This is a genomic window from Mesorhizobium sp. P2_E6 (assembly GCF_056403835.1).
This window is the reverse complement of sequence record NZ_JBFUEQ010000012.1, coordinates 195,762-220,278: the sequence shown is the minus strand read 5'-3', so window position 1 is coordinate 220,278 and position 24,517 is coordinate 195,762. Positions and strand designations below refer to the sequence as shown.

The window sequence follows — 24,517 nt, the reverse complement described above, 5'->3', positions numbered from 1 at the left end:
ACGAACAGGATGCCGTCGCGAAAATCCTCGCCGACGATGCGCATGCCTTCGACCAGCGCTTCGGTCAGCACCTTGTAAGGCGCCCAGCCGCGCTCGAGCAGGATGTTGGTGCCTTCCTCGATCTCTTCCTTCAGCCCGTCATAGAGATCGTCGTGCATCTGCTGCACCAACTCGTCGTCGGAAAGTTCGGAAAGGATGATCTCGTCGTCGGACATTTTGCCTGCGCCAATTGCTTGTCAGTGATTTGCGGGCCGCCGGCACCTTTGTCATAGGTGCCGGCGGCATTTGCTTGTAGGTCTCGGGAGTTAAATCAGGCGTCCAGCCAAACGTTCTGGAAGTCCATTTCGTAGGTCTGGTGCATTCCGTAGTTCTTCACCTTCTTGCTCATGTGGCAGTAGAGCTTCTGCCAGAACGGCTGGATGATGACGCCGGAATCCTGCAGGATCTGCTCGACGTCCTTCATCACCTCCTTGCGCTTGGCAGGATCGGCCAGCGAAAGCGCCTGCTTCAGCTTGGCGTCGAAATCGGGGTTGGCATAGGCCGTTTCGTTCCAGGCCTCGCCCGAGCGATAGCCGAGCGCCAGCACCTGGACGCCCAGCGGCCGCATGTACCAGATGGTCATCGAGTACGGATACTTCGTCCAGTCGTTCCAGAAGGTCGAGCCCGGCAGCACCGTACGCTTCACCTTGATGCCGGCGTCGCGCAATTGGCCGGCGATCGCATCGCCGGTGTTCTTCTGCCATTCGTCCTCGACGGTGATCAGCTCGTGCTCGAAGTCGGCCTGCCCGGCATCCGCCATCAGCTTCTTGGCGGCGGCGGCATCGCGTGTCTTCTTGGGCAGCGGATAGTATTCGGGATGGATCGGGGCGACGTGGTGGTTCTCGCCAACCGTGCCGAGCCCGGCGTAGCCGAGCTGCATGACGGCATTGTTGTCGACGGCCATCTGCAGCGCATTGCGCACCCGCTGGTCGTCATAGGGCTTGTGGGTGATGTTGGTGCGGGCAACGAGCGTGGTCGCCGTCGCGACCTCCGATTTCACCAGATCCATCTTGTCGAGGGCGTCGATGAAGTCGGCCGGCGTTTCGAAATCGAGGTCGATCTCGCCAGATTCGAAGGCATTCAGCGTGGCGTTGAAGTCGGTGCCGTAGTCGATGAACTCGACACCGTCGAGCGGTGTTTCACCGCCCCACCACTTGCCGTTCTCGCGACGCTTGACGATCGCCTTCGAACCCACTGCATAAGACACCAACTCGAAAGGTCCGGTACCGATCGGCTTCTTGATCGGGTCGGCGCCATCCTTATCGAAGTCGCGATGCACGACCAGCGCCGGATAGTCGGTGAAGCCCGGTATGATCGCGATGTCGGGTTCGGTCAGCTTCAGCTTGACCGTGAGGTCATCGACCTTGGTGATAGCGCCATCCCTGGCCTTGCCGGTCTTTGTGTCGATCAGCGCGCCGACGCGTGCCGCCATGGAATTGCCGGAAGCACCCTTCTCGCACCAGCGGTTCAGATTGGAGACCACGTCATCAGCGTTGAAGGCATCGCCGTTGTTCCAGGTGATGCCTTTGCGCAGATGCAGGGTGTATTCGGTGGCGTCGTCATTGACGTCCCAGCTTTCGAGCAGGACCGGCTCGAAAGTGAACTGGTGCGTATAGCGGACGAGCGGCTCCAGCCAACAACGGGTGACGTTTGCCATCTCGGTCCAGTCATAGGTGCGCGGATCCTTCTGCGCCTTGACCGACATCGCGACATGCAGCGTTCCACCCTTTTTCGGTTCATCGGCCAGGGCCTTTGTCGGCGCGGCAAGGCCGATCATACCATAGGCGAAAGCCGTCGACGCGCCGAAGGCGCTGGCCAGCGCCAGGAATTCGCGCCGGTCCATGCGGCCTGCACGCGTCTCTTTCGCCATTGTCTCGATAGCGCCCGGCACGCGGTCGCCATTGCTTCTGAAGAGCGTCATGTTTTCCTCCCTTGGTTGTTCCGTCAGGTCTTCGCCTGTCACATCAACTAACGCTGTTCGGCAGTTTTTCCTCACGGCGCGCGATAAAATCCTTGAGACCCTCGGCGATGCCCTCGTCGAGCTTCGGCTCCTCATAGTCGGCCAGCATGTTGCGCGCCTTCTCGCGGCCGCGCGTGTCGTGGTCCTTCGCGCCTTCGGCCTTCCACTGTTCGTACGAATTGAAGTCCATGATGGTGGGCATGAAGAAAGCGGACTCGAAATGTTCGAGCGTGTGCTGGGTGCCGAGGAAATGGCCCTGCGGCCCCACCTCGCGGATCGCGGCCATCGCTTCCTTGAAATCGTCGAACGGAAGGCCGCCTGCATATTTGTACCAGCCGATAAGCTGCTCGCAGTCGGTGGCGAATTTCGAATAGCCGCAGGTGAGCCCCGCCTCCAGCCATCCGGCCGAGTGCCAGATGTAGTTGGCGCCGGCGAGGATGGCGGCGTGCATCAGCATGTTCGCCTCGTAGCCGGCCTGGGCGTCATTGAGCTTCGAGCCGACATGGAAGCCGGACGTGCGCCAAGGCAGCCGGTATTTCCGGGCCAGCGCGCCCATCAGGTACATCATCTGGGCGGCCTCCGGCGTGCCGCCCATCGGCGCCCCGGTCTTCATGTCGACCGTCACCATGAACTGGCCGTAGATCTGCGGCGACCCCGGACGCAGGAGCTGCGTGAAGGCGACGCCAGCGAGTGCTTCTGCATTGACTTGCGCCACCGCGCCGACGGCAGAGGCCGAGGTCGAGGCGCCGCACAGCGCGAAGGGCGCCAGGATCAACGGCTGGTTGTTACGCGCATAGACCTTCATGGCGTCAAGCATGGTGGCGTCCCACACGAGCGGCGAGTTGCAATTGGTGATCGACACCAGCACCGGGTTGTCGCGGACGAACTCTTCGCCGAACACGATGCCGGCCATCGCCATCGTGTCTTCGGCGCGTTCCTTCGAGGTGACGATGCCCATGAACGGCTTGTCGGAGTGCTTCAGCGCCGAATGGATGATGTGGAGGTGACGCTTGGGCACCGCAATTTCCATCGGCTCGCAGATGACCGAGCTCGACGAGTGCAGCGCCGGCGCCATGTAGGCGAGCTTGTGAAAATTGCTGAGGTCGGCGAGCGAACCGTACCGCCTGTTGTTGTCGAGGTCACGCACATAGGGCGCGCCATACATCGGCACGAAGATGGAATTCTTGCCGCCGACGCGGACGGTACGCTCGGGGTTGCGAGCATTGAGGGTGAATTCCGGCGGGACCTTCGAGACCAACTCCATCAAGAGCGCACGGTCGATGCGGACGCGCGTCTCGGATACATCGGCTCCGGCGGCCTTCCACAGGGCGATCGCCTCATCGTCGCGGAATTCACAACCGACCTCTTCGAGGATCAAGAGCGATTCCTGGTGGATCAACTCCACCGCCTCGTCAGGCACCATCTGATAGGCGGGGATCTGGCGCACCAGCGTAGGAAACGAGGCTATGGGAGCGCCACGTATCGCCTTGCGCCCCAGGCGACCGCCGCTTCTGCGGTTGGCGTGTTCGGTCACTGCAACGGCCGGTTCATTCATGGCACTCATCCCTCCAACAGCCCGTCAACTTAGCGAGACGGAATATAGCTGTGACGCTGGAAAATCCTGATCTCTTGTATAAACTCTCCTTATGCGAAGCCTGCGCCACCTGCTGCCCTCCGCCGGCAGTCTGATCGTCTTCGAGGCGGCCGGCCGGCTGTCGAGCTTCACCGCCGCCGGGCGCGAGCTCGGCATGACGCAGGCGGCCGTATCCTACGCCGTGCGCGGGCTGGAGGAACAGCTCGGCGCCAAGCTCTTCCAGCGCCGCCACCGCCAGGTTCTCCTGACGGAGGCCGGCGAGCGCTTCCACGCCGACGTCTCGCTCGGACTGTCGCATATCCGCAAGTCGGCGGAGGATCTGCGCCTGCAGGCGACCGGCGGCCATGTGACGCTGGCCGCCTCGACCGCCTTTGGCTCGTTCTGGATGATGCCGCGCCTACAGCAATTCCGCGACGAACTGCCGGGCGTTGATCTGCGTATCCAGACCGCAGACCGCGACCTCGACATCATCGCCGAGGGCATCCCGCTCGGCGTGCGCGGCGGCGTGCCGCGCGACTGGCCGGACTATCATTCGCTGTTGCTTGCAGACGAGGAGATCTTCCCGGTCGCGGGCCCCAGCTATCTGGCGAGGTTTGGGTTGCCAGAGACTGTCGCCGAACTTGCCATGCATCGGCTCATCCATCTCGAGGAGCCCTACCGCGAAGCCCCGAACTGGGACGAATGGTTCGCCGCGGCCGGAACCAGCCTCCGTAATGCCGAGCGCGGGTTGCGCATCAATGATTATGCCTTGGTGATTCAGGCGGTCATGGAGGGACAAGGCATCTCGCTCGGCTGGCGGCATCTCGTCGAGCGCCTCGTGGCATCAGGCCTGTTGGTGCCGGTGACGGATCATGTGCTGAGGACCGGCATCGGATTCTACGTCATCTGGCCAAAGAACCGCGAGCTCAGCGACAATGCGCGCAAGGTAAGGGATTGGCTGGTGGCGCAGGCGTAGGCTCGCCAGCGCAATCCGGCGCTTGACCGGATTGCGTTTCGCATGCTGAAGGATCAGACCGAGCCGTCGTTCTTGAGGCCGAGCACATCGATCTTGTCGATGGTCGGCGGGCCAACGAACAGCGTTTCGGCATTGGCCATCAGCGCCTTGGCAATCTCGCCGGTGAGATGTGCCTGCCGCCCTGCTTCGTCGTGAAAGGCATCGAACACGCCGAAGACACTTGGCGAAAGCTGCAGGGCGAACCAGATCGGGGTCCTGGCTTCCTGATTGGCCAGTTGCAGCCCGGTGTTGAGGAACGCGGCGACATCCTTCTCCTTGCCGGGCTTGGCTTCGAAGCGTGCGAACAATGCAAGTTTGATCATTTGTCTTCTCCTTGTCGCTGTGCGGCCAAGGCGGCCGTCGAAACAACAGTCGCAGCATCGAACCGGAAAGCGTATTGGCAAAAATGACATCTTTGATATCATTATTGCCATGAACATTTCCGTCCTCGCGCTTGATGGCGTCTTCGACACCGGGCTGGCCACGATGCTCGACGTGTTCGGCACCGCCAATGAGCTGGCAGGGATGCTGGCATCCCCGCCCGGCTGTTTGGCCGTGACCATTGTCGGGGTGAGCGACATGGTCCACACCGCGCAAGGCCTTCAGGTGCCGGTCGTCTCGATGGGCAGCGAGCCCGAGCCCGACTGGCTGGTGATCCCCGCGATCGGCCAGAAGATGCCCGGCCCGCTTGGCGAGGCGCTGAAGCGAAGCGACATTGCCAAGGCGACCAAGGCATTGCGGGCTGCCGCCGATGCCGGCGCGCGCATCGGGGCGGCCTGTATCGGTACTTTCATCCTGGCGGAAACCGGTCTGCTCGACCGTCGGCCGTCAACCACGACCTGGTGGCTGGCACCGATGTTCCGGCAACGTTACCCGCAAGTGCGGCTCGATGCCTCGCGCATGCTGATCAATGACGGGCAGTTCGCAACCGCCGGAGCAGCACTCGGCCACATCGACCTCGCTCTGATGGTCATTCGCCAGACAAGCCCGGAGCTTGCGGCGCTGACCGCCAAATATCTGATCGTCGACAGCCGGCCGTTGCAGTCGGCCTATGCCATCTCGGATCATCTCGCCCATTCGAACCCGCTGGTCGAGCGTTTCGAGCGATGGGCGCGCGGCCATCTCGCCGCCGGCTTCAACCTAGACGAAGCTGCTGCGGCACTGGGAGCCAGCAAGCGCACGCTGTCGCGGCGGGTCAACGATGTGCTTGGCAAGACACCGCTGTCCTATTTTCAGGATCTGCGGGTCGAGCAGGCTGTCCATTTGTTGAAGACCACATCCGACAGTGTCGATGACATCGCCGCGAAGGTCGGCTATGTCGACGGGGTGACGCTGCGCAATCTGTTGCGTCGGCGGCTGCACAAGGGCGTGCGTGAAATCCGTGCGGCGCACTGATCCACCGCCCTCGCGATATTGCCCCTCCCGCGCCCCCCGAATCCGCCTATAGTATATCCATGCCCATTCGCCAGCTTTCCGAAACGATGATCAACCAGATCGCCGCCGGCGAAGTCATCGAGCGTCCGGCAAGCGTGGTCAAGGAACTGGTCGAGAATGCCCTCGACGCCGGTGCTGCGCGTGTCGAGATCGTCACCGCCGGCGGCGGGCTGAACCTGATCCGCGTCACCGATGACGGCTCCGGCATTCCCGAGCCGGAGCTGGCGCTGGCGATCGCACGCCACTGCACCTCCAAGCTCACAGCGGACATCAACGACATTCGCTCGCTCGGCTTTCGCGGCGAGGCGCTGCCGTCGATCGGCTCGGTGTCGCGGCTGTCGATCCGTTCGCGGACAGCGACAAGCGACAGCGCCGCCGAGATCGGCATCGAGGGCGGCCGCGTCTTGCCCGTCAGACCGGCGGCAGCCAACCGCGGCACCACGGTCGAAGTGCGCGACCTGTTCTTCGCCACGCCCGCCCGACTGAAATTCATGAAGGGTGAGCGCGCGGAGAGCTCGGCTACCAGCGACGTGGTCAAGCGCATCGCCATCGCCTTCCCCGCCGTGCGCTTCACATTGGCGGGTTCGGATCGCTCGACCCTGGAATTGCCGGCGACGGACGACAGTCCGGAAGGCAGCCTGCGCCGCGTCGCCCAGGTGATGGGCGCCGAGTTTCCGGACAATTCCATTGCCATCGACGCGATGCGCGAAGGCGTGCGTCTGACCGGTCACGTGTCGATCCCGTCCTTCACCCGCGCCAACGCGTTGCAGCAATATGCCTATGTCAATGGCAGGCCGGTGCGCGACAAGCTGATTGCCGGCGCCATACGCGGCGCCTTCGCGGATGTCTTGCCGCGCGACCGCCATGCGGTGACGGTGCTGTTCCTGACGCTCGATCCGGCCGTCGTCGATGTCAACGTCCATCCGGCCAAGGCCGATGTCCGCTTCCGCGATCCCGGACTGGTGCGCGGGCTGATCGTCGGCGCTGTCCGGCAAGCACTCGCGGATGCCGGCATCCGCGCCGCCACCACCGGCGCCGCCGGCATGATGGCGGCGTTCCGGCCTGGTGCGGCATCCTACGGCCACGGCGGGCCCGCCAATGGCCACCGCAGCTATGAAGCATCCTACCATGCCTCCGGCCCAGCCGGCTTCGATCCGACGCGCTCGCCGCAGCGGCCGCTCGACATGGGGTTCGAAGGGGCGGGTTTCGAGGGCCCCGGTCAGCGCGGCTTGCGCGAAAATGAGCAGGCGGCATTCGATGCCGGGCCGCTGGCCAGCGCCGATGCACGCGCCGGGCAGAGCGAAGCGGCCGAGACGCTGCTTGGCGCGGTGCTGGGTGCGGCGCGCGCTCAGGTGCATGAGAACTATATCGTCGCGCAGACCAGGGATTCGCTCATCATCGTCGACCAGCATGCGGCGCATGAGCGGCTGGTCTATGAGGCGCTGAAGAACGCGCTGCAGTCGCGCGCCGTGCCGTCACAGATGCTGTTGCTGCCGGAAATCGTCGACCTGCCGGAAGAAGACGCCGAACGGCTGGCGATGCATTCCGAGACGCTGGCCCGCTTTGGACTTGGCGTCGAGCGTTTCGGCCCGGGTGCGGTCGCGGTGCGAGAGACGCCGTCGATGCTGGGCGAGACCAATGTCCAGCAACTGGTGCGCGACCTTGCCGACGAGATCGCCGACAACGACACGGTCGACACGCTGAAGGAGCGGTTGGACAAGATCGCGGCCACCATGGCCTGCCACGGCTCGGTACGCTCCGGCCGCCTGCTCAAGGCCGAGGAGATGAACGCGCTGCTGCGCCAGATGGAGGCAACGCCCGGCTCCGGCACCTGCAACCACGGGCGGCCGACCTATATCGAACTCAAGCTCGCGGATATCGAGAGGCTGTTTGGGAGGCGGTAAGTGGATTGGCGGGGAAGGTACGACAAGGGCCACTTTTCAGCGGCCCTTTTCGACTCAAGCAATCCTTATAACTGTCTGATTCATCTCTTCAAATTCACCACGATCACACCGCCCAGCGCCAATGCGCCGCCGAGCATGCCAAGCAGTGTCGGCACTTCGCCCAGCCAGAAGAAGCCGATCAGGGCGGACATGGGCGAAACCAGATAGAGGAAGTTCGACGCACGTGCGGCCGGCAGGCGCGACAGCGCGGTCGCCCAGGCGGCATAGGCGATCAGGCTGGGCACGATGCCGAGAAAGATCACGGCGCCGAGGCCGGCTGCGTCGGCGACCGCTGCCTGCGCGAGGCCGCTCGGCAGGAAGGGCGACAGGCAGAGAGCGCCAAGTATCATGTTCGACGCCGAAATGGTCAGCGGGTGGTGGCGAGCGAAGAGCGGCTTCTGGACGATGGTGTTGACGGCCGAGCAAAGCGCCGAACCCAGCACCAGCAGCGCCCCGGCGTTGAAATGCAAGCCATCCCCATCGCCAATCGCGATAATGCCGATGCCGGCGAAGGAAATGGCGGTGCCGACCCATGCCATGCCGGAAAAGCGTTCGCCAAGCAGCGCCATCGCCATGATGGCGGTGAAGATCGGGCTGACATTGATGATGAAGCCGGCAGCGCCGGCCGAGACTGTCAGTTCGCCGAAATTGAGCATTGCCGTGTACAGCGCCACGAAGATGGCGCCGCCAAAGGCCAGGCGCCACAACTCATCCAGCCTTGGCAGCGCCGGACGCTTGACAGCGAGGAAGATCGCCGCCGGCACCGCGGCGATGGCAAAGCGCAGCGCGCCGAGTTCCAGCGGCCCGAAGGCGGCAAGGCCAGCGCGGATAGCCGGAAAGGCAGAGGCCCAGCCGACCACCGTGAGCGCCACCGCGATGGCTGCCGTGGTGTCCATCCGTTGTGTCGGATTCAACGTGCTGGTCATTGCGCTCATCTCACTGTCCTCGTGATTCTCGTGCCCTGAAATGCAGAAAACGCCTTTTCGGGCCAGTTGACAAACGACCAAATCGAGGATCAGCTGTGACTATGGATCACAGCTCAGACACAATGGTGCCGCTCGAAACGCTGCGCGCCTTCGACGCGGCGGCGCGGACGGGCAGCTTTTCGGCAGCAGCTGAAAAGCTCAACATCACCCACGGCGCCGTCAGCCGGCAGATCGCCAAGCTCGAGGACTGGCTGGGGCTGAAAGTGTTCGATCGCGGCGCGCGCGGTGTCTCGCTGACGATCGAAGGCAACAGGCTGCATCTGCGCACGGCGGAAGCATTCGCGCTGATATCGACCCATTCCGACCGCTGGGTCGAGCCGCGCGGCACCGCGGTGGTGCGCTTGACCTCGATCCCTTCGGTCAGCGGGCTGTGGCTGATGCCGCGCATGGCAGCGCTGGAGAACAATCCCTCCAAGCTGCGCATCGTGCTCGACGTCGATATCCGTCAGGCCGACCTTGCCGATGAGGGCATCGATCTGTCGATCCGCTGTGGACGCGGCGGCATTCCGGGTCGCGTCTCGGTGCAGCTTTTCGAGGAACATGTTTTTCCCGTCGCATCGCCCGAGCTTGCCCGCGAGATCGGCCGTGGCGACCCTGCCCGGCTGCTCAAATTTCCACTGATCAACGATTCCGATGCTTCGGCCTGGCGTGCATGGTTTGCCGCGCAAGGCATGGATTACCGCCCGCGCCCGCAGGACCGGCGCTTCGAGGACTACAATCTGGTGCTCGATGCCGCAGCCTATGGGCTCGGCATCGCGCTGGCGCGACCACCCCTGACCGGGCATCAATTGAAGGCCGGACGCATCACCGCCGTCGACGAGCGCACCGCGCTCAATCCGGTGTCCTACTGGCTCGACCGGCCGATGGGACGGCCACGCGCCGCAGCAGCAGAACTGGCGCGCCGTATCGCGGTGCAGGCAGGACTTGCATCGGAAAAGATGGAAGCCTTTATCGAGGCTGAGGGTTAGCGCAGCACCACCAGAACGAACCCGACGACCGCCGCCGCCAGCAGCCCGGCAGTCAGCGACATCAGCCCGACACTCGTCCGCCTGTTTTCAGGCCTGGCCGCTTCGCTCGGCCCGGCGGTTGCACGTTCTCGCCTGGCCACGGCATTGCTGGCTGAGGTGCGGCGTAACGGCAACAGCTCAGATGCGAGAAGCGGGAGCCATGGCAAGGTCGCCGGCCTTGCGGCGGCGCCCTCCTCGACCTTTGATAGAGGCGGCGCCAGACCACGTTGCGCAGCGTCACCGTCAGTTAGTCTCCTCGCTGCAGTGCCCAGCGACGCGGCATCGGCGGCTGTTTCGTCGTCCGGTTGCGCGAGCGCCAGATAGGCCTGCATTATTTCGGTCGAGGCCGTCTGCTGCGCTCTTGCGGCTGTCGCCTGCAACAGCATCGGCAACGCCGGTGTCGCCACGGGTCGCACGGGTGCGCCGGAAGGCGCCGGCGGCGCCACCAGCGCCTTCACCAGTGCCGTTTTGACCGGATCGGCCTTTGCCGACGGCACGGCCTGCGGCGTCATCGCTTCCCTGAGCAAGGCGGCAAGACGAACTGAGGAAATGTCCATGGTGCCCCGACAACAGCATTTTTCCGCGAAAGATTAAGGGGGCAGCATTGTCTCAGGCTTGTCACATGCTTGACCTAGCCGCCAATTTGTGGCGATGAAATCCTCATGAACCTCGGCGCCGCTGCATGATGAACCGTTTCGAAGGCCCTGGCGGCAAGGAAGCCCGTATCCGCTATCTCGATGGCGACTTCCAGGTTACCAGCCCGGGCGCTTTCGTGCGCTGCGCGGTGACCGGCGAAAGCATCCCGCTTGATGAGTTGAAATACTGGAGCGTCGCCAGGCAAGAGCCCTACATCAACGCTGCCGCTTCGCTGCGCCGCGAAATCGAAGTGCAGCCGGAGCTACGCAGCCGGCGTTGATGTTTGCGCGAGTCGTTTACGCAAGCCGATAACGCACTTCACGACGACAGGTCAGCCCTTCAGCTTGCGTTGACGCCAGGCATCCAGCGTTTCGTCGATGATGCGTTCGGGCACGCGTTCGAGCTCGAAAACCGTGTCGATTGCCAGGACCTCGAGCCGGTCGAGAAAGTCCTGTGGGGCGCCATGCCGCAGCCGGGCCGCGTCCTTGGCCGTGGTGATGAGGCCGAGCCCTTCGGCGCGTGCCGTCGCCGCCAGTTCGGCAAGCTCGTCCTCACCATAAAAATGATGGTCCGGAAACGGTCGCGTCAACGCAAGTTCGCCGCCGGCCTCGCGCACCGTGTCGAAGAATTTTTCGGGATGGCCGATGCCGGCGAAAGCCAGGAACCGCTTGCCGGCAAGCCCCTGCTTGCTGCTTGGCTTGGTGTGGGCCTCAAAGATCGGCCGGGCGGCGCGTGCCGCCTGGCGGACCACGGCGTCGGCGGCGGTGCCCTCGCCCATCTTCAACAGCCCGCTGGTGAAGACCAGTTGGTCGACGATCCTGGCCCGGAGCGGGCCGCCCGGAATGACGCGGCCATTGCCGATGCCGTAGCGCGCGTCGACGACCACCAGCGCATAATCGATATGGATGCGCGCGCTCTGGAAACCATCGTCCATGATCAGGAAATCGCAGCCATGCCTTTCCAGCAGCAGCCGGGCGCCGGCGGCGCGGTTCGGCGTCACCGCCACCGGCGCGTGTTCGGCCAGGAGCAGTGGCTCGTCGCCGACATGCCTGGCGCTGTCATGATGGGCATCGACGACATGCGGCTCCGCGAACGAGCCGCCATGGCCGCGCGACAGGAAACCGGGTTTGAGCTGCATGCGCTTGGCCTGTTCGGCCAAGGCGATCGCCACCGGCGTCTTGCCGGTGCCGCCAACGGTGAAGTTGCCGATGCACAGAACCGGCGCCTCGATCTTCTCGCGCCGGGCGCGCCGCATGCCGCGGCCAGCGATGAGCGCATAGATGGCCGACAGCGGCGACAGTGCCAGGACCCGCCAGTCCGGCTTTTCCCACCAGAATGGTGGTGCTTCGGAAGCCACCCTAGCGGCCGTTCGCGCCCTTCAGGCGCGACTTGATGACCAGCGGCTGGATATAGGGTTCGAGCGATTTTAGCGTGCGCGCCAGCGCGCCGCGCATCTCGTCGACGGTCGCCACGCCCGCCGCCATCATCTCGTGACGCGCCACTTCGTTGGTCAGCAGGAAATTGACGGCGCCGGCCAGCATATCGCGGTCGCGCACCAGCTTGGCGCCGCCGCTGTCGAGCAGGCGCTGGTAAGCCTCGCGAAAATTCTGCACATTGCGCCCGGCAAGAACCGCGGTATCCAGCATGGCCGGCTCGAGCGGGTTCTGGCCACCCTCTGAGGTCAGCGAGCGGCCGACAAAGGCGATTTCGGTCAGCCTGAGATAGAGCCCCATCTCGCCGATCGTGTCGCCGAGCAGGATGTCGGTGTCGGCGGCGATCCTGTCGCCCGTGCTGCGCCGCGCGACCGTCAGGCCCATGCCGGAAATCTGTGCGGCAAGCGCCTCGGCGCGATCGGGATGGCGCGGAACGACGATGGTCAGAAGACCATGATGGCGTTTGTGCAGCGTCGCATGAACCTCGGCGGCGACCACCTCCTCGCCATCATGGGTCGAGATCGCCGCCCAGGTCGGGCGGGCGCCGATCTGACGCCGCAGCGTCGCCAGCACTCGTTCGTCGACAGGCGGCGGCAAGGTATCGACCTTGAGGTTGCCCGACACGGTCACCGGGCGGGCGCCGAGCGCAAGGAAGCGCTCGCCATCGACATCGGACTGGGCAACGACGTGGGCGAGATTCTCGAACAGCGCCTCGGCGATGTTGGCCCGTTTCTTCCACGAGGTGAACGAACGGTCGGACAGCCTGCCGTTGACCAGCACCTGCGGCACGCGGCGCGCGCCAAGCTCAAGAATGGTCATCGGCCAGATCTCGGATTCAGCGATGATCGCCAGATCCGGCTGCCAGTGATCGAGAAACCGGCTGACCGCCGGCTTGAGGTCGAGCGGCACATATTGGTGGATGATGCGATCGCCGAGCCGCTCGTCGACGACCTGCGCCGAGGTCACCGTGCCAGTCGTCAGCACAATGTTGACGCCGTAATCGAGTATGCTTTCGACCAGTGGCACGACGGCCAGGGTCTCACCGACGCTCGCCGCATGGATCCAGATCATCGGCCCCTCGGGGCGCGGTCGGCCAGCGACGCCGTAGCGCTCGCGGCGGCGGCTGCGGTCTTCCTTGCCGCGCGAGGTGCGCCAGGCGACATAGGGCCCGACCAGCGGATAGGCGGCGGCACCGGCGAAACGGTATGCCGTCAACATGGTTCGCGCCCAGCGACCGCTCATTGCGGACCATCCACGAGACGGTAGGCCTCGGCAGTCGCGGCGTTGAGCGCGACCGTGATTTCCTGGCGCTTGCGCTCCATTTCGGCCTCGTCGGCGCCGATCGGCACGAAGATCGGCGCGCCGATGACGATCGACGAGCGGCCGAACGGCAGGTTGATGGTGGTCTTGTCCCAGCTCTTCTCCAGCACCTTGCGGCGGCTAGTGGTGATGGCGACGGGCAGCAGAGGCCGACCGGAGAGGCGTGCCAGAAGAACGATACCAAGCCCCGCGTCACGCGGCGTGCCGTGGGGAATGTCGGCGATCATGGCGACGTTCTTGCCGGCGGCGAGCGACTTTTTCAGGGCGATGAGCGCCTTTGCCCCGCCCTTGTCGAGATGCCTGGCGTTGTCACGCCCGCCCGAACCGCGCACCGCCTCGATGCCAAACTTCCCCAGCATCAGCGCGTTGAGCTCGGCATCGGCGCTGCGCGAGACCATCGCGACCAGCGGCTTGCGCCTGGGATAATAGGCTGGGGTCAACAGGTGCTGGCCGTGCCACAGGGCGATGATGCCGGGCTCGAATTCGGCATAGGCGCTGCTCGAAAACCGCGCCGACCCATCGACGACGCGATTGGTCAGGCGCACCAACCGCACAAACTGGGCGAACAGGCTGGCGATGGCGTTCTTGACGAATCGCGACTGCGCCAGCGGTTCGCGAATCCTGCGCCAGAAAGCCTTAGTCGTGCGGCTGCGCCCCCTGCGCGCGGGCGTGGGTTCAGTGGCTGGCTCTTTCGCCAGGTCTTGCTCCATCGAGGTCAACCGACAGCCTTGTTGTCGGGGTCCAGCAGCCGGTGCAGATGAACGACGAAATAACGCATGTGGGCATTGTCCACGCTGGCTTGCGCCTTGGCTTTCCACGCCGTGTGCGCGGATTGATAGTCCGGATAGATGCCGACGATGTCGAGCCCGTCGAGATCGCGGAACTCGGAGCCGCCAAGCTTCGTCAGCTCGCCACCAAACACCAGGTGCAAAAGCTGCTTTTTTCCGTCTTCCGCGGCCATGTCGGTCCTTCACATATCGTGAGTTTGTGACAGGTCTAGACCAAAGCCGTCGACTTTGGAACCTTCGAAAACGCTTTCACCTATCCAGCCCGGCAATGACGGCGGCGAGCACGGCCAGCAGTTCACCGCTGCCGGCGGCGAGCGCGCCGTGGCGGGTCACCTCGCCGGCATAGAGCGGCGAGCGGCCATGCCGGTCGAGCAACTGGCCGCCGGCCTCGCGCAAAATGAGACCGGCGGCGGCAATATCCCAGTCATGCGCGTTCGGCTTGACGAAAGTGGCATCCAGCGCGCCATTGGCGATCATGGCCAGCCGATAGGCGAGCGACGGGCTGTAGGGCGCCCGCTTCAGTCGCACCTGCCAGTCGGCAGGCATCAGGTCGGTCAACTGCTTCAGCCCGGAAATCTCGGCCGTATCCGGCAGCTTGCGCACCGCGATGCGCTTGCCGTTGCGGAAAGCGCCCTGTCCGGGCAGCGCCCAATAGGTCTCGTTCATCGCCGGGCATTCCAGCACGCCGGCAAGCGTGCGGCCACGCTCGACGACGGCAACGCTGACGCACCAGGTGCGCTGGCCTTCCAGGAAGCCGCGCGTGCCGTCGATCGGGTCGACGACGAAGGTGCGGCGCGCCGAAAGCCGCACCGGATCGTCGGTTGTTTCTTCCGACAACCAGCCATAGTCGGGCCGTGCTGCAAGCAGCGTCTGCCGCAGATAGGCGTCGGCGGCATGGTCGGCTTCGCTGACCGGCGATGTGCCGCCCTTCATCCAGACTTGCGGGTTGTTGCCGAAATAGCGCATGGCGATGACCCCGGCCTCGCGGGCGGCATCGCGCAGCAAAGGCAAATCCTCGGTAGCACTGGCAGTGATCAGGTCATGCTCCGGCAAGGGTCATGCCTTCGATCAGAAGCGTGGGGGCGGCGGTGCCGAAATTGCGGTCGAGGTCATCAGCCGCCACCATGTTCAGGAACATGGTCTTCAGGTTCGAGGCGATGGTAACCTCGGCGACGGGATAGGCCAGCGCACCATTTTCGATCCAGAAGCCGGAGGCGCCACGGCTGTATTCGCCGGTGACCATGTCGACGCCCTGGCCGAACACTTCGGTGACGTAGAAGCCGGTCTTGAGCGATTTGATCAAATCCTCGGGCGACCGGTCGCCCGGTTCGATGGCGAGATTGGTCGAGGACGGCGAGACGGACGAGCCGCCGCGCGAACCGCGCCCATTGGTGACGAGACCAAGCTCGCGCGCGGCCGATGTCGACAGGAACCAGTGGTTGAGCACCCCTTTTTCGACCATGAACAGCTTCTCGCCCTCGATGCCTTCGCCATCGAACGGACGCGAGGCCTGGCCACGCTGCCTGAGCGGCTCGTCAGTGACGGTGATCGCGGAGGCGGCCACCTGCTTGCCCATCATGTCGCGCAGGAACGACGTCTTGCGCGCGACGGAGGCGCCGTTGATGGCGCCGGCAAGATGACCGGCGATGCCGCGCGCGACGCGCGGGTCGAACACAACGTCGATCGGCCCGGTCGCCGCCTTGCGCGCGCCGATACGGCGCACGGCACGTTCGCCGGCCTTGCGGCCGATGTCTTCAGGCGCATCGAGATCGGCAAAATGCTGGCGCGAGGAGAATTCATAGTCGCGCTCCATGCCGGTGCCCTCGCCAGCAATGACGCTGGCCGAGCGCGAGAAACGCGACCCGACATAGTGGCCGAGGAAGCCGTGCGAGGTGGCCAGCACCAAGCCACCGAGGCCGGCACCGGCGCTGGCGCCGGCCGAATTGGTCACGCCCTTGACGGCAAGGGCCGCCGCTTCCGCCGCAAGTGCCGCTTCCTTCATTTGATCGGCCGACACCTCGGTGGCGTCGAACAGGTCGAGATCGCGCGTCTGTTTCACCAGCAATGCCGGGTCGGCCAGCCCCTGATAGGGGTCCTGTGGCGACACTTTCGCCATCGCCACGGCACGCTCGGCCAGGGTTGCAGGATCGGATGCTGCGGTTGCCGAGACGCTGGCCACACGCCCATCGACGAAGACGCGTAGCGAGACATCCTCGCTCTCGGCCGATTCGGTGCCCTCGACCTTGCCGAGCCGCACCGACACACCGGTCGAGCGGCTGCGCACGGCCACCGCATCGGCGGCGTCGGCGCCAGCCTTCTTGGCAGCTTCGACCAAAGCAGCGACACGGTCGGTCAATTTTGCTGCATCTGTGATATCGGTCATGCGCGTGATCCTGCTGGCGCGGCGAGCTTTGGCCGCAGCCACCATTTATTGTTCCGGTCCGGCTTGTGCAATGGCATAGGCTTCAATCAAAATGCATCGGTTCACGGTTCAGATCTCGAACCGAGGCATGGCAACCCGGTCCGCAGCCCGCTCGGAGCATTTTCGATGACGCCTTTCCATCTCGCCTTCCCGGTCCGTGATCTCGATGAAACTCGCTTTTTCTATGGCGAGGTGCTGGGTTGTGCGATCGGCCGCTCATCGGCGACCTGGGTCGATTTCGATCTTTACGGCCACCAGATGTCGGCGCATCTGCGGCCACAGGCCACGCCAGCCGCCAGCGACGGCAAGGTCGACGGCATCGTCGTGCCGATCCCCCATTTCGGCGCCGTGCTCTTGATGGATGACTGGCAGCGGCTGGCGACGCGGCTGGAGGCGCGCGGCGACATCGACTGGCTGGAACGGCCAATGGTCCGCTTCAAGGGCGAGCCCGGCGAACAGGCAACGCTGTTCATCCGCGATCCCTCCGGCAATGCGCTGGAATTCAAGGGCTTTCGCTCGCTGGAGCAGGTTTTCGCGCACTGAGGCGCCGGGCAGGCAGCGAGCCTGTGGTTCAGGACGCCGCAACGGGCGTCCAGATGACATCATCGACTTTCTGCGCGCCCGTCGCCAGCATCACCAGGCGGTCGAAGCCGAGCGCGATGCCGCTGGCCTGCGGCATGATGGCGAGGGCGGCGAGAAAATCCTCATCCAGTGGATAGCGCTCGCCATAGATGCGCTCTTTCTCGTCCATCTCGATGATGAAGCGCCGGCGCTGCTCATCGGCATCGGTCAGTTCGCCAAAGCCGTTGGCGAGCTCGACGCCGCAGCAATAGAGCTCGAAGCGCTCGGCGACGCGCGCATCCCTGGGGCTCGGCCGCGCCAATGCCGCCTCGGCCGCCGGGTATTCGCACAGGATGGTCGCCCGCCTTTGCCCGAGCAACGGTTCGATCTTTTCCACCATCACCCGGCTGAACAAATCAGCCCAGCTGTCGTCGGTTGCGGTGCGCAGGCCGGCCCGGACCAAGGCGGCATAAAGCGCGTCCCGGTCGGTGGCGCCGTCGGCGGCGACCGTGGCCAGCAGATCGATGCCGGCATAGCGGGTGAAGGCATCCGCGACCGTCAGCCGTTCCGGCTCGGCAATCGGATCGCAGTCGCGGCCCCGGAAGGAAAAGCGCGTCGCCCCTGCCCTTATCGCGGCCAGCGCCAACATGGCCGCGCAATCCTGCATCAGGCTCTCATAGGCCTCGCCCACCCGGTACCATTCGAGCATGGTGAATTCGGGATGGTGCAAAGGGCCGCGCTCGCGGTTGCGGTAGACCGGACCGAGGCTGAAAATGCGCTGTTCGCCGGCGGCAAGCAGTTTCTTGCAGGCGAATTCCGGCGAGGTGTGGAGATAAAGCGGCGACCGCGTGCCGTCCGGTCCGATCGCTTGCGTGGTGAAAGCCGCCAGGTGTGCCTCGTTGCCGGGCGAGACCTGCAGGGCCGCCGTTTCCACCTCGACGAAATCTTCGGCGGCGAACCAGTCGCGCAGGCTGGCGGCGATAGCGTTGCGCAGCATCAGCCGCGGGCGGCGGTCGGCGTGGACATGCGGCGTCCACCAGGGCGAGGCATCGGGCGACGTAACGTTCATGGGGCTCAGATCATATGGAATGGGGGCTGGCGGTTGCGGCCAAGATGCGCTAGTTCGCAGCGGACGGCTGCTGAAGCCGATTTGTACCAATCAACCATTTCAGGATTGTAAGCCGTGGTGAAAGTCATCGCCAGTTCGCTCCGTAAAGGCAATGTCGTCGACAAGGACGGCAAGCTTTATGTGATCCTCTTTGCCGAAAACATCCACCCAGGCAAGGGCACGCCGGTGACCCAGCTCGACATGCGCCGTATCGGCGACGGGGTGAAGGTGTCGGAGCGCTACCGCACCACCGAGCAGGTGGAGCGCGCCTATGTGGAAGAGCGCGAGCACACCTTCCTCTACGCCGACGGCGAAGGCTATCATTTCATGAATCCGGAAAGCTACGACCAGGTAGCGGTGTCGGAAGCTGTGGTCGGCGACATGGCGCCTTACCTGTTGGAAGGCATGGCCGTGCAGTTGTCACAGTTCAATGGCATTGCCATTTCACTGGTGCTGCCACAGCGCGCCACCTTCGAAGTGGTGGAAACCGAGCCGACAACCAAGGGACAGACGGCCTCGTCGTCCTACAAGCCGGCCGTACTTTCCAACGGCGTGCGCACGCTGGTGCCGCCGCACATCGCCCCCGGCACCCGCGTGGTGGTGATGACGGCGGATGGCGCTTATGTGGAGCGGGCGAAGGACTGAGAACAGCGCCTTCGCTCACAAACCCTTTGGGCTATCATCGATGATCAGGTACCGGCGTCGGGCGCGCTGGCCGTGGTATCGGTCTTTCGTAAGCTCGCGCTGAAAGCCTTTCTGACAAAGCGCCCCGATTTTTCATGCAGCGTGTCGCACAAGGCCCGCATGGTTCGTCCTCTGATGGAAGAAGGAGAACGCCATGAGAAAATTGATCGTCACCGAATTCATCAGCGTCGATGGCATTGCCGAGGTCGAGAAGCTGCCCGGCGTGACCTGGAACGACGAGATGAACAGGTTCAAGGAGGACGAGCTTGCCGACAGCGGCGCCATGCTTTTGGGGCGCACGACATATGAGATTTTTGCCGGTTCTTGGCCCAAGGAAACCGGAGACTTCGCCGACCGGTTCAACGCGCTGCCGAAATATGTCGCGTCGACCAGCCTGAAGGCGCTCGACTGGAAGCCGGCCGAATTGCTGAAGGGAGCCCTGCCGGAAGCGGTCAGGGCGCTGAAGCAAGGCAGCGGCGGCAACATCTATGTGCATGGCAGCCTCAGCGTCGCGCAGGAACTGCTGCGCCACGGCCTGGTCGATCGCGTCAGGCTGCTCAGCTACCCCGGCGCCGTCGGACAGGGCAAGCCGCTGTTCCCCGTCGGCGAGCCAGTGGCGCTCGAGCTGATTTCTGCGACGCCGTTCAGCAACGGCGTGGTGGCGCTGGAATATGTGCCGGTGGCGAAGTCGTAGTTGGCTTCGTGGATGACAACAGCGCTCGACTTTAAGCCCTTGTTTTCATGCATGTCGTTGTCCCAAAACCGGGGCCACTTTTGGGCGACATGCATTAGACGATCAATTGCCGACGTCGCGCGCCTTCACCCAGCCTTCTTCCTCCGCCTGCCCTTGACGGCAGCGCCATTCCTAGCCTCCACCACCCGCTCGACCTCTCGCTTCAGCTGATCCTTTATGTCGGCCGTATCGTTCATCAAAGCGTCGATCTTCAGGAAATCGAGCACGCGGTATTTTGATACTGCTGGGCGGACCAGGATGTCGGGGCTGCACTGCTTCAGCTTGTTGGCGATGATCGACTGCATCATCAATTGCGTGGCGCCGAACATCAGGTCGACGGAGGTCGGGTGCTTGCGGTCGGCTTCTTCCGGCGCGCCGACCACGTCGACGCCGATGATGATGTCGGCATCGTTCTCGATCAGGTCGAACGGCACGGGGTTGTAGATGCCGCCGTCGATCAGCAGCCTTCCGTCGCGCGTCACCGGGCGGAACACGGCGGGTATGGCCGCCGAGGCGGCCAGTGCCGAGTGCAGGTCGCCGTCATGGAACACGGCGAGCTTGTGGCCGAAATAGTCGGTCGCCGTCACCTTGAGCGGGATCTTGAGCTCGGCGAAGGTCTCGGGGATAGCCTCGGGCAAAAAGGCCTTCAGGATGCGCTCGACGTTGAACTGGCTGACGCGGATGCCATTCTGCATGGCTTCGGCGATGGTGCCCGGCCGCGCCCGCCACATGCGGCTCGCCACTTCGGCGCGGCGGCCGAGGATCGAGCGGGCGTAGTCGTGGATGTCCTTGCCGGTCATGCCGGCGGCCATGCCGGCGCCCATGATGGCGCCGATCGACGAGCCGGCAATGACCGCCGGCCTGATGCCCAGTTCGTCCAGCGCCTCGATGACGTGGATATGCGCCAGCCCGCGCGCGCCGCCGCCGCCGAAGGCGATGCCGAAGCTAGGCGCCATTTTGCGTCACTCCTGCCTCCACCGACTGATGACAGTTTCCAACTCGTGGCAGAGACCGCCAATTGCCGAAATCGGCGCCGCCCCTCATCGCCCTACCGGGCACTTCTCCCCGTATGGTGACGGGGAGAAGGAAGCTGGCCGCAACCCAGGCGCTCTTTTTGCAACGCTGGTGATTGGCGAAACCGGCGATGCCAGCGCCCCTCTCCCCGTCACTATACGGGGAGAGGATGCCGGCAGGCAGGTGAGGGGCAGCGCCGGCGCTCGCAAAAGAGAAATGCGGGCCGACTCTCATCCCTTGCCGGCCCCGGCCAGTTTCGGTCCGATGACCATGATGGTCGGTTCGGCCGACAGCAGCTTTTTCGCCGCCGCCTTGACCTGATCAAGCGTCACCACGTTGATATAGCCAGCGCGGCGCTGCATGTAGTCGATGCCGAGATCGTCGAGCTGCAACTCGACCAGCGTCGAGGCAATGGAACTCGAAGAGTCCAGATTGTTGATGGCGTAAGCGCCGATCATGTATTTCTTGGTCGCCGCCAGCTCAGCCTCGGTCGGGCCTTCCTCGGCCAGTTGCTTGACCACGTCGCGGACGATGCCCAGCGTCTCGGCCGCCCGGTCCGACCGGGTCCCGGTGCTGACGACCAGTGCGTTGGCATGGTCCTGGTTGATCAGCGAGGAGTTGACGCTGTAGGCCAGCCCGCGCTTTTCGCGCACCTCCTGGAAAAGGCGCGAGGTGAAGGTGCCGCCTCCGAGGATCTCGTTCATCAGCACGGCGGCAAAGAAATCCGGCGCCTTGCGCTTCACGCCGGGATAGGCGAGCTGCAGCGAGCTCTGTGGCAGGTCGTAGTCGACCTCGACATGCTGCGCCAGCTTCGGGTCGATATCGGCCACCGGCCTCAGCGCCTGGTTCTGCGGCAGGTCGCCGAACACCATGTCGAGCTTCTTCTTCAGCGTCTCGGGATCGATGGCGCCGACCACGGCGACATGCAAGCCGCCGCGCGCGAACACCGCCTTGTGCAAGGCTTTCAAATCATCCGGCGTGATGGTGGCGATGCTCTGCCTGGTGCCTTGGTCGGAGCGGGAATAGGGATGATCGCCATAGAGTGCGCGCGCCCATTTGTCCTGCGCGACCGTATCGGGATCGTTCTCGCCGGCGATGATGCCGGATAGGATCTGGGCGCGGATACGGTCGATCGGCAGCTGGTCGAAGCGCGGCTGGTTGACCGCCAGCCGCAACAGGTCGAACGCCTCGTCGCGCTGCTCGGCCAGCATGCGCATCGAGCCGTAGATGCCGTCGCGGCTTTCGTCGAAGCTCATCTCGGCGCCGGCGTCGTCGAGCTTGATCTGGAAGGCTTCTGAGTCGAGCGGGCCGGCGCCTTCGTCGAACAGGCCGGTCATCAGATTGGCCAGGCCCTCCTTGCCAACCGGATCCTGCGTCGAGCCACCGCCGAAGACGAAGCGGATGGCGACGACCGGCACCGAATAATCCTCGACCAGCCAGGCGGTGATGCCCTTTGGCGAGGTGACGGACTGGATGTCCATGGCGCGAGCGGTGAGTGCCGGCAGGATCAGGAAGAGGATGGAGAGGAAAAGGGTTGCAAGCGCTGCGGCAGCGCGCCGGCCTTTTCCTTCTCCCCTTTCGGGAGACGATGGATCGGCTCTCAGCGCCGAGACGGTTGAGGGGTGTTGGACGGCGTACGGACGGTGCCAAGCGGGAGCACCCCTCATCCGACCGAGCTGCGCTCGGCCACCGCCCTGGGGCGAGCCACGGTCCTCGCCCCGTCCTTCGGACCCCACAAGGGGGAAAGAAAGAGAGCGGCGATGCTGGTTCGTCATCAAATCAGTTCTCCGCCTTGACTTGAGGCAGCAAATAGCCGGTCGTCGACCGGTCGAGCACCAGATAGCGCGCGGCGACGGCCTTGATCTCGTCTGCTGTCACCTTGCGGATGCGCTCCGGCCATTGCTGGACGTCTTGCACGTTGCCGCCGGTGGCCAGCGTCGAGCCATATATGTTGGCCATGGACTCCTGCTTGTCGCGGGCAAAGATCATCGAGCGGACATAGCGGTCCTTGGCCTTTTCAAGCTCCGACGACGTGACGCCGTCCTTGGCGATGCGCGCCACCTCGGCATCGACCGCAGCTTCGACATCGGCGAGCTTGGCGTCGCCGCGCGGGGCGCCATAGACGGTGAAATTGGTGTCGTCCAGCATGGTGCCCTGGAAATAGGCGCCGGCGTTGGACGCGATGCCTTGCTGGACGACGAGTGCCTGGTAGAGCCGGCTGCGGGTGCCGCCACCGAGGATCTCGGCCAGCAGGTCGAGTGCTTCGGCCTCGCCCGGCTTGCCCGAGTGATAGGACGGCACCACCCACTGCGTGGAGAAACTCGGCACGCTGACGCGGGCGTCGGAGAGCGTGACCGTGCGCTTGGTGTTCTGCTCGGGTTCAACCGGGCGGATGCGCGGCGGCAGATCGGGGCCGCGCGCCACCTTGCCATAGGTCTTCTCGGCCAGTGCCCGCACCGTGTCCGGTTCGACATCGCCGGCCACGATCAGCACGGCGTTGTTGGGCCGGTAATATTTGTCATAGAAGGCGGTGGCGTCGGTGCGGTTCAGCTGCTCCATCTCCTGCATCCAGCCGATGACCGGGATGCGGTAAGGCTGGTTCTGCCACAGCGTGGCGTCGACTTCCTCGTCCAGCACGGCCTCGGGATTGTTGTCGATGCGCGAGCGGCGCTCCTCGAGGATAACGTCGCGCTCGGTCTTGATGACGTCGTCGGTGAGGATGAGGTTGCGCATGCGGTCGGCCTCGAAACTCATCATCAGCTCGAGCGCCGACGGCGCCACTGTCTCGTGGAAGGCAGTGTAGTCGTAGGAGGTGAAGGCGTTGTTGGAGCCGCCGATGTCGGAGATGGCGCGGTCGAACTCGCCGGCCACATGGTGGGTCGTCGCCTTGAACATCAGGTGCTCGAAGAAATGGGCGATGCCGGATTTTCCGGGCGGCTCGTCGGCGCTGCCGATCTTGTACCACACCATGTGGGTGACGATCGGCGCACGGTGGTCGGGGATGACGACCACCTCCATGCCGTTGTCGAGCAGGAAATCCGTCACCTTGAATGCGTCCGGTGTCGCGTTGGCCAACACGGTGCTGTCGGCCAGGACCGGGCCGGTCATAGTGATAGCCAGCGATGTCGCCAGCAGTGTTGCGCGCAGCCATTCAATCCTAGATGTCATTAATGGCTCCGATTTCCAGGCAGGACGATAGGCAAGGCGCTGGCGACAGCATAGTGAATTGTTGGTCATGTTGCCGGCAAAGGCGGCGGCAAAGAGGCCGGCATCGATGCAAGGTGCATCACGCAACCTCGATAAACCGGATCACCGTCTCGCCGTAGTTGCGTTCATCCAGCACGGAAAAGCCGGGACCCGGCTCGAAGGGCGCCACAGCCGCCTCCTCGACCACGCACAACGCGCCGGGACGAAGCCAGCCGCCGGCCCTGGCCGACTTCAAGGCGCGCTCGCCGAGGCCCTTGCCGTAGGGCGGATCGGCGAAGACGAGGCCGAACGGTGCGAGCGTGCCGGCCTCGCCAAGGCCGGTGGCATCGCGGCGAAATATCTTGGTGCGGCCCGTCAGGCCGAAGGCCTCGACATTGTCGCGGATCAGGCCACGGCCTTCCGCCGATTCCTCGATGAAGACGCCGTAGGAGGCACCGCGAGAGAGCGCTTCGAGGCCGAGCGCGCCGGTGCCGGCGAACAGGTCGAGCACGCGCGCCCCGTCCAATTGCTCCGCAAAACGATGCGCCAGCACATTGAAGACGGCCTCGCGGGTGCGATCGGTCGTCGGGCGGATAGCGCTGCTGCGGGGCGTCGCCAGGGGACGCCCGCGAAACTCACCGCCGACGATTCTCATCTTGCGCTAGGCCTCATTCC

Annotated in this window: 25 protein-coding genes; 8 read left to right on the top strand and 17 right to left on the bottom strand. The window is 64.4% G+C overall.

Features of this window, described 5'->3' with window-relative positions:
- The 3 genes from AC1D08_RS27050 to AC1D08_RS27040 all read right to left on the bottom strand — a co-directional run.
- Nucleotides 1-215 (bottom strand): B12-binding domain-containing protein (locus tag AC1D08_RS27050; RefSeq protein ID WP_477424455.1); only part of this gene is annotated, 215 nt, incomplete at its 3' end.
- Between the two features lie 95 nt (nucleotides 216-310).
- The gene (locus tag AC1D08_RS27045) at nucleotides 311-1,960 is read right to left on the bottom strand and encodes an ABC transporter substrate-binding protein (RefSeq protein WP_095086675.1); all 1,650 of its coding nucleotides are present in this window, start codon (nucleotides 1,958-1,960) and stop codon (nucleotides 311-313) included.
- A gap of 43 nt (nucleotides 1,961-2,003) precedes the next feature.
- Nucleotides 2,004-3,554, bottom strand: coding sequence for a trimethylamine methyltransferase family protein (locus tag AC1D08_RS27040; RefSeq protein ID WP_477226400.1), 1,551 nt, complete (start codon nucleotides 3,552-3,554; stop codon nucleotides 2,004-2,006).
- A gap of 91 nt (nucleotides 3,555-3,645) precedes the next feature.
- Between AC1D08_RS27040 and AC1D08_RS27035 the strand changes: the two genes are divergently transcribed.
- Nucleotides 3,646-4,548, top strand: a complete 903-nt coding sequence (locus AC1D08_RS27035; protein ID WP_477226399.1) for a LysR substrate-binding domain-containing protein — start codon at nucleotides 3,646-3,648, stop codon at nucleotides 4,546-4,548.
- 53 nt (nucleotides 4,549-4,601) lie between these two features.
- On the opposite strand, the gene AC1D08_RS27030 is transcribed toward AC1D08_RS27035, so the two are convergent.
- Complete coding sequence (locus AC1D08_RS27030; RefSeq protein WP_457152315.1) at nucleotides 4,602-4,910, bottom strand: putative quinol monooxygenase; 309 nt, start codon at nucleotides 4,908-4,910, stop codon at nucleotides 4,602-4,604.
- A 109-nt stretch (nucleotides 4,911-5,019) separates the two neighbouring features.
- On the opposite strand from AC1D08_RS27030, the gene AC1D08_RS27025 reads away from it, so the two are divergent.
- Together AC1D08_RS27025 and mutL are read left to right on the top strand one after the other, a co-directional pair.
- Nucleotides 5,020-5,982, top strand: a complete 963-nt coding sequence (locus AC1D08_RS27025) for a GlxA family transcriptional regulator (RefSeq protein WP_457152314.1) — start codon at nucleotides 5,020-5,022, stop codon at nucleotides 5,980-5,982.
- Between the two features lie 59 nt (nucleotides 5,983-6,041).
- Nucleotides 6,042-7,925, top strand: a complete 1,884-nt coding sequence (gene mutL, locus AC1D08_RS27020) for a DNA mismatch repair endonuclease MutL (RefSeq protein ID WP_457151731.1) — start codon at nucleotides 6,042-6,044, stop codon at nucleotides 7,923-7,925.
- A gap of 80 nt (nucleotides 7,926-8,005) precedes the next feature.
- On the opposite strand, the gene AC1D08_RS27015 is transcribed toward mutL, so the two are convergent.
- The gene (locus AC1D08_RS27015; RefSeq protein ID WP_457151732.1) at nucleotides 8,006-8,899 is read right to left on the bottom strand and encodes a DMT family transporter; all 894 of its coding nucleotides are present in this window, start codon (nucleotides 8,897-8,899) and stop codon (nucleotides 8,006-8,008) included.
- Between the two features lie 92 nt (nucleotides 8,900-8,991).
- Here AC1D08_RS27015 and AC1D08_RS27010 point away from each other — a divergent pair, with 92 nt between their 5' ends.
- Nucleotides 8,992-9,918: a LysR family transcriptional regulator gene (locus AC1D08_RS27010; RefSeq protein WP_477226393.1), complete on the top strand. Its 927-nt coding sequence runs from the start codon at nucleotides 8,992-8,994 to the stop codon at nucleotides 9,916-9,918.
- On the opposite strand, the gene AC1D08_RS27005 is transcribed toward AC1D08_RS27010, so the two are convergent.
- Nucleotides 9,915-10,514 (bottom strand): hypothetical protein, encoded by a 600-nt coding sequence (locus AC1D08_RS27005; protein WP_457151734.1) that lies wholly within the window; start codon nucleotides 10,512-10,514, stop codon nucleotides 9,915-9,917. The genes AC1D08_RS27010 and AC1D08_RS27005 overlap by 4 nt on opposite strands.
- A 125-nt stretch (nucleotides 10,515-10,639) precedes the next feature.
- Between AC1D08_RS27005 and AC1D08_RS27000 the strand changes: the two genes are divergently transcribed.
- Nucleotides 10,640-10,873, top strand: a complete 234-nt coding sequence (locus AC1D08_RS27000) for a DUF2093 domain-containing protein (RefSeq protein WP_095085946.1) — start codon at nucleotides 10,640-10,642, stop codon at nucleotides 10,871-10,873.
- Nucleotides 10,874-10,924: 51 nt separating this feature from the next.
- Here the strand turns inward: AC1D08_RS27000 and lpxK are convergent, their stop codons facing one another.
- The 6 genes from lpxK to AC1D08_RS26970 all read right to left on the bottom strand — a co-directional run bounded on the left by lpxK (nucleotide 10,925) and on the right by AC1D08_RS26970 (nucleotide 16,517).
- Nucleotides 10,925-11,950 (bottom strand): tetraacyldisaccharide 4'-kinase, encoded by a 1,026-nt coding sequence (gene lpxK, locus AC1D08_RS26995; protein WP_457151735.1) that lies wholly within the window; start codon nucleotides 11,948-11,950, stop codon nucleotides 10,925-10,927.
- 1 nt (nucleotide 11,951) lies between these two features.
- The gene (gene waaA / locus AC1D08_RS26990; RefSeq protein WP_184871010.1) at nucleotides 11,952-13,268 is read right to left on the bottom strand and encodes a lipid IV(A) 3-deoxy-D-manno-octulosonic acid transferase; all 1,317 of its coding nucleotides are present in this window, start codon (nucleotides 13,266-13,268) and stop codon (nucleotides 11,952-11,954) included.
- Nucleotides 13,265-14,056 (bottom strand): lysophospholipid acyltransferase family protein, encoded by a 792-nt coding sequence (locus AC1D08_RS26985; protein WP_457151736.1) that lies wholly within the window; start codon nucleotides 14,054-14,056, stop codon nucleotides 13,265-13,267. The genes waaA and AC1D08_RS26985 overlap by 4 nt, the downstream gene beginning before the upstream one ends.
- 5 nt (nucleotides 14,057-14,061) lie before the next feature.
- Complete coding sequence (locus tag AC1D08_RS26980) at nucleotides 14,062-14,307, bottom strand: DUF4170 domain-containing protein (protein ID WP_457151737.1); 246 nt, start codon at nucleotides 14,305-14,307, stop codon at nucleotides 14,062-14,064.
- Between the two features lie 76 nt (nucleotides 14,308-14,383).
- On the bottom strand, nucleotides 14,384-15,187 hold the full coding sequence (locus AC1D08_RS26975) for a 3'(2'),5'-bisphosphate nucleotidase CysQ (RefSeq protein WP_477424453.1): 804 nt from the start codon (nucleotides 15,185-15,187) through the stop codon (nucleotides 14,384-14,386).
- Complete coding sequence (locus AC1D08_RS26970; RefSeq protein ID WP_457151739.1) at nucleotides 15,174-16,517, bottom strand: TldD/PmbA family protein; 1,344 nt, start codon at nucleotides 16,515-16,517, stop codon at nucleotides 15,174-15,176. The genes AC1D08_RS26975 and AC1D08_RS26970 overlap by 14 nt, the downstream gene beginning before the upstream one ends.
- Nucleotides 16,518-16,682: 165 nt before the next feature.
- On the opposite strand from AC1D08_RS26970, the gene AC1D08_RS26965 reads away from it, so the two are divergent.
- Entirely contained in the window at nucleotides 16,683-17,099 is a 417-nt protein-coding gene (locus tag AC1D08_RS26965) for a VOC family protein (RefSeq protein WP_457151740.1), read from the top strand.
- 28 nt (nucleotides 17,100-17,127) lie between these two features.
- Here AC1D08_RS26965 and epmA read toward each other — a convergent pair whose 3' ends face one another.
- Nucleotides 17,128-18,186 (bottom strand): EF-P lysine aminoacylase EpmA, encoded by a 1,059-nt coding sequence (gene epmA / locus AC1D08_RS26960; protein WP_457151741.1) that lies wholly within the window; start codon nucleotides 18,184-18,186, stop codon nucleotides 17,128-17,130.
- Between the two features lie 114 nt (nucleotides 18,187-18,300).
- Here epmA and efp point away from each other — a divergent pair, with 114 nt between their 5' ends.
- On the top strand, nucleotides 18,301-18,870 hold the full coding sequence (gene efp / locus AC1D08_RS26955) for an elongation factor P (protein ID WP_095085972.1): 570 nt from the start codon (nucleotides 18,301-18,303) through the stop codon (nucleotides 18,868-18,870).
- 193 nt (nucleotides 18,871-19,063) lie between these two features.
- Nucleotides 19,064-19,603: a dihydrofolate reductase family protein gene (locus tag AC1D08_RS26950; protein WP_457151742.1), complete on the top strand. Its 540-nt coding sequence runs from the start codon at nucleotides 19,064-19,066 to the stop codon at nucleotides 19,601-19,603.
- Nucleotides 19,604-19,728: 125 nt separating this feature from the next.
- On the opposite strand, the gene AC1D08_RS26945 is transcribed toward AC1D08_RS26950, so the two are convergent.
- The 4 genes from AC1D08_RS26945 to rsmD all read right to left on the bottom strand — a co-directional run bounded on the left by AC1D08_RS26945 (nucleotide 19,729) and on the right by rsmD (nucleotide 24,497).
- Entirely contained in the window at nucleotides 19,729-20,598 is an 870-nt protein-coding gene (locus tag AC1D08_RS26945) for a patatin-like phospholipase family protein (protein WP_457151743.1), read from the bottom strand.
- Between the two features lie 288 nt (nucleotides 20,599-20,886).
- Nucleotides 20,887-22,137 carry a M16 family metallopeptidase gene (locus AC1D08_RS26940; RefSeq protein WP_477424451.1) on the bottom strand — a complete coding sequence of 417 codons (1,251 nt, stop codon included), beginning with the start codon at nucleotides 22,135-22,137 and terminating at the stop codon, nucleotides 20,887-20,889.
- Between the two features lie 298 nt (nucleotides 22,138-22,435).
- Nucleotides 22,436-23,824: a M16 family metallopeptidase gene (locus tag AC1D08_RS26935; protein WP_457152036.1), complete on the bottom strand. Its 1,389-nt coding sequence runs from the start codon at nucleotides 23,822-23,824 to the stop codon at nucleotides 22,436-22,438.
- Between the two features lie 118 nt (nucleotides 23,825-23,942).
- Nucleotides 23,943-24,497, bottom strand: a complete 555-nt coding sequence (rsmD, locus tag AC1D08_RS26930; protein WP_477424449.1) for a 16S rRNA (guanine(966)-N(2))-methyltransferase RsmD — start codon at nucleotides 24,495-24,497, stop codon at nucleotides 23,943-23,945.
- Nucleotides 24,498-24,517 lie beyond the last annotated feature (20 nt).